The sequence below is a fragment of the Mesorhizobium sp. M7A.F.Ca.CA.004.04.2.1 genome (assembly GCF_004022825.1).
Lineage (GTDB): Bacteria > Pseudomonadota > Alphaproteobacteria > Rhizobiales > Rhizobiaceae > Mesorhizobium.
On sequence record NZ_RZPH01000483.1, the window covers coordinates 1 to 4,346 of the forward strand.

General features: G+C 62.6%; 3 protein-coding genes and 1 pseudogene. 3 read left to right on the forward strand and 1 reads right to left on the reverse strand.

The annotated features are described in order from the left end of the window. Positions 1–1,311: GumC family protein (locus EN893_RS20565; protein ID WP_164900986.1), on the reverse strand; the 1,311-nt coding region annotated here is incomplete at its 3' end. A gap of 260 nt (positions 1,312–1,571) precedes the next feature. On the opposite strand from EN893_RS20565, the gene EN893_RS20570 reads away from it, so the two are divergent. From EN893_RS20570 to EN893_RS20580, 3 genes and pseudogenes are all read left to right on the forward strand, one after another. Next, positions 1,572–2,135: a polysaccharide biosynthesis/export family protein gene (locus EN893_RS20570; RefSeq protein ID WP_013532220.1), complete on the forward strand. Its 564-nt coding sequence runs from the start codon at positions 1,572–1,574 to the stop codon at positions 2,133–2,135. Positions 2,136–2,145: 10 nt separating this feature from the next. Then, positions 2,146–3,276, forward strand: a complete 1,131-nt coding sequence (locus tag EN893_RS20575; protein ID WP_127267066.1) for a glycosyltransferase family 4 protein — start codon at positions 2,146–2,148, stop codon at positions 3,274–3,276. Between the two features lie 94 nt (positions 3,277–3,370). Continuing rightward, a pseudogene (locus EN893_RS20580) lies at positions 3,371–4,346 on the forward strand (undecaprenyl-phosphate glucose phosphotransferase); the annotation flags it as partial.

The following is a 4,346-nucleotide window of genomic DNA, read 5'->3' on the forward strand; positions in this document are numbered from 1 at the left end:
GATCGGCCCGACCTTCGGGAAGTAGGCCTCGGAGGGAACCGAAGCCTTCGAGGCGATCCGCGCGTCGACCGGCAGATAGTTGCGATCCTGGCGCGAAGCGGCTTCGCGGTAGTTGGTCAGGTACAGTTCGAGTTGCTGTCGCTTGGCGGTCGCGTCGCGCTGCAGTGCGTCGAGATCGACCTGTTGTTCGCCGGCCTGCGCCGAAGCGGCTTTCAATGTGTTGACGTCGGCGACAAGCTGGTTCTCGCGGGCCTTTGCCGTCTCGGCCTGCATCAACAGGCCTTTCATGATCTTCTGGGCCTCGCTGCGAATCTGTGCGTCGAGATCGGACAGTTGCGATTTCAGCGCGCGAATGCGCGGATGATTGCCAAGCAGTGTCGTCGACAGATCGGCGATGTTGGAGCGCAATTCGACCTGTCGCTCACGCAAGCGCTGGATCAGGTCCGACGACAGAACCTCCGGCACGGCATCCAGCGAACCGCCATTCTGCAGCGCCCTGCGCACACCGTCGGCGGTCGCTTCGGCCGCGGCGCGGTTGGCGCGCACTTTCGACAGTTCGCTCGACAGTTCCGAAAGCTGCTGGGTGGCCAGCACCGAATTGTTGCCACCCATCAGGAGATCGGACTGGGCGCGATAGGCGGCGACCTTCGCCTCGGCATCCTTGACCTGCCGCTGCAGGTCGGCGATCTCGGGCGCCAGGAAGTCTGCCGCGGCGCTGTTCGATTCGAGCTTGGCCGCCCCTTGCCCCGCTATATAGGCGGCGGCGATGGCGTCCGGTACGGCGGCCGCGAGCTTGGGATCTTCCGATGAGAACTCGACGGCAATGATGCGGGTCTTCTCGACGCCATAGACGTTGAGCTTCTCGTGCATTTTCTTGAGCACGCGCTCTTCCGTCGGAATTTCCATCGGGTCGCTTTTCAGCCCGACCAGGACCAGAGCGCGGCTCACCGCCGACATGTCGAGCGCTTCATTGAACTCGGGCAGTTTTTCCAGACCAAGCTTTTGCGAGACCTGCTTGAGGATTTCGTTGGAGGAAATGATCTGGACCTGGGTGGCGACGCCCTGTTCGTCGAGAATAGGCTTGTCGGTGTCATTGTTGTTGCTGGCCGGCCGCGTGTAGATGGATTCGCGCGGCGCGATCTCCACCTGCGTCTCGGCCTTGTAGTGCCGGGTTGCCAGCGAGGCGAAAGCGAAGGCCAGCCCGGTTGCCAACAGGACGACGAGGACTATACGCAGCCAGTTCCTCGCCAGACTGGCGAAGAGCTGCCTGAGATCGACATCGACATCTGCGGCCGCGGACTGAACGGACATGCATCCCTACTCCGATACTGGGTCAGCACGCACCGTAAACAACTATGGTAACTCAGCCGTTAAGATCGTGGTAAGTTTCCGTTAGGGTTTACTGGCGGGCGGCAAACAAAACCGCCAAGAATCACAAAAACTCTTGCCGATGCGCCACGTGTCGGCCGCTCCCTTTACCGGCCATTAACCCTAACAGGATGATAACGGGCCTCGATCCCTGATGTTTGCTGCGACGCCGCAGCGGCCCAGTCGAAGGTACTTGTCCGGTCATGAAAAGCACTGCTTCCCTGTTTCGCGCGCTGCTTGCCGTATCGATGCTGGCTGGCTGTTCCAGCTACCGGCCGACGCCGGCCGCCTTCCATGAGGTGCTCGATCAGCCCTACCGTCTTGGCGCCGGCGACCGCGTCCGCGTGACCGTGTTCGAGCAGGACGGGCTGACCAACACCTACAGTGTCGATCAATCCGGCTATCTCTCCTTCCCGCTTGTCGGCGCCATACCGGCGCGCGGCCACACCGCGCAGCAGATGGAAAAGGAGATCGCCGACAAATTGCGGCAAGGCTATCTGCGCGATCCCGACGTTTCGGTCGAGATCGACCGCTACCGGCCGATCTTCGTCATGGGCGAAGTGGGTGCCGCCGGCCAATATTCCTATGTTCCCGGCCTGACGGTGCAGAAGGCGATCGCCATTGCCGGCGGCTTTACGCCGCGCGCCAACCAGGAAAGCGTCGACATCACCCGCGACATCAACGGCAAGGTGATGACCGGCCGCGTGGTCACCTCCGACCCGCTGCTGCCGGGCGATACGGTCTACGTCCGCGAACGTCTGTTCTGACAGACACCACGTGGCGGACAGGCTCAGGATCGTCCATTGCTTTCGCTCACCCGTCGGAGGAATTTTCCGGCATGTGCGCGACCTGGCCGAGGCGCAGGTCGCCGCCGGGCATTCGGTCGGCATCGTCTGCGATTCGACGACGGGCGGCGCGTTCGAGGAACATTTGTTCGAGCAGATGAAGGGCATGCTGGCGCTCGGCATTCATCGCACGCCGATGCAGCGCCATGTCGGTCCCGGCGACCTTGCCTCGGCTTGGCGCACATACAGGATCATCAAGGAATTGCGGCCGGACGTACTGCATGGGCACGGCGCCAAGGGTGGCGCCTATGCCCGTCTGTTCGGCTCTTTGTTGCGGGTATCAAGGTCTCGCGTAGCCCGCCTTTATTCGCCGCATGGCGGCTCGCTCCACTATGACGAGAGCACGGTCATCGGAAAGCTGTTCTTCGCGCTCGAGCGCTTCATGGCTCGCTTCACCGACTATCTGCTGTTTGTCTCGGACTATGAGCGGCGGACCTATCGCCACAAGGTTGGCGAGCCGCCCATTCCCAACACCCTCGTCTATAACGGCCTGCGCGCCACTGAATTCGAGCCGGTGATCACCGAGCCGGACGCAGCCGACCTGCTTTATATCGGCATGATGCGCGACCTGAAGGGACCGGATATCTTCATCGACGCATTGGCCCTCGCCGGCCCACAGTTCGGCCGCGCACTGACCGCGGTGATGGTCGGCGACGGCGACGACCTTGCGCGTTACCACGGGCAAGTGAAACGCCTCGGGCTCGAGCGCCATGTCCGCTTCCTGCCGCCGATGCCGGCCAGGGAGGCCTTTGCCCTTGCCGCGCTTATCATCGTTCCCTCGCGCGCCGAAGCCATGCCCTATATCGTCCTGGAAACGCTTGCCGCGGGAAAGCCGATGATCGCAACCGCGGTCGGCGGCATCCCGGAGATATTCGACACCGGTTCCCCTGCCCTGATCCGACCTGACCCGATCGAGCTCGCCGACAGGATGAGCCAGGCGCTGGCCGACCCGGTCGCCTATCGCGACCTGATGCCCGATAGCGCCAACCTCAAGGCACGCTTCGGCGCCGATGTGATGGCCGCCGACATCGAGAAGGCCTATTTCGCCGCGCTCGACAGGTAGGCACAGGGCCAAGCCGTTCCAAAGCCATACGTTGTTTCAAGGGTTTCTTAGCTCTCTTTTGCTATGACCATGGGGAAGTTTGCGGAAAGCCCTCATGAACGAGATCGACCCCGCGCGCCGCTTTTCAGCAGAGGCGGTGCGTAAATTCGACGGCCCGGCCGACGGCGACACGCCAAGCGGCATGAACGATGTCGCCCGCCAGGTCGCCTCGCAATACCGGCGCGATACGATGTCGCCGATCATGGTCAGCGGTGTCCTGCGCATGGTCGAATTCGGCTTGCTGTTCCTGTCCGGGCTCGCCGTCTATTTCCACTATGTCGGTTTCTTCAACTATCTCGCCTGGCAATATCCGGTGACGATCGCAGCCGGCTCGTTCCTTGCCGTGGTGCTGCTCGACGTCACCGACTGCTACCAGATCGTCGCCCTGATGCGGCCCATCGCCAACTTCGGCCGCGTGCTGCTGGTCTGGGCCGGCACATTCGCCCTGATGGCGCTGACGGCATTCGTCATGAAGATGTCGCAGGACTATTCGCGCCTATTGTTCGGCAGTTGGTTCGTCATCGGCTTCGTTCTCATCTTCGGCCTCAGGCTGGTGATGTCGAAGCTGATCCGGGCCTGGGCGCGCGATGGCCGCATGGAGCGGCGCGCCGTCATCGTCGGCGGCGGCAAGGCGGCGGAAATCCTGATCCGCTCGGTCGAAAAGCAGCCCTACAACGATATCCGCATCTGCGGCATCTTCGACGATCGCGGCGACAAGCGCTCGCCGCCCATCGTCGCCGGCTACCCCAAGCTCGGCACCATTTCGGAACTGATCGAGTTCGCCCGCATCGCCCGCATCGACATGCTGATCGTATCGCTGCCGCTGACCGCCGAATCGCGGGTGCTGCAGCTGCTGAAGAAGCTGTGGGTGCTGCCGGTCGACATCCGGCTGTCGGCACATTCCAACGCGCTGCAGTTTCGCCCGCGCGCCTATTCCTACATCGGCGCGGTGCCGATGCTCGACATCTTCGACAAGCCGATCAACGACTGGGATTCGGTCGCCAAACGCGCCTTCGACATCGTCTTCAGCC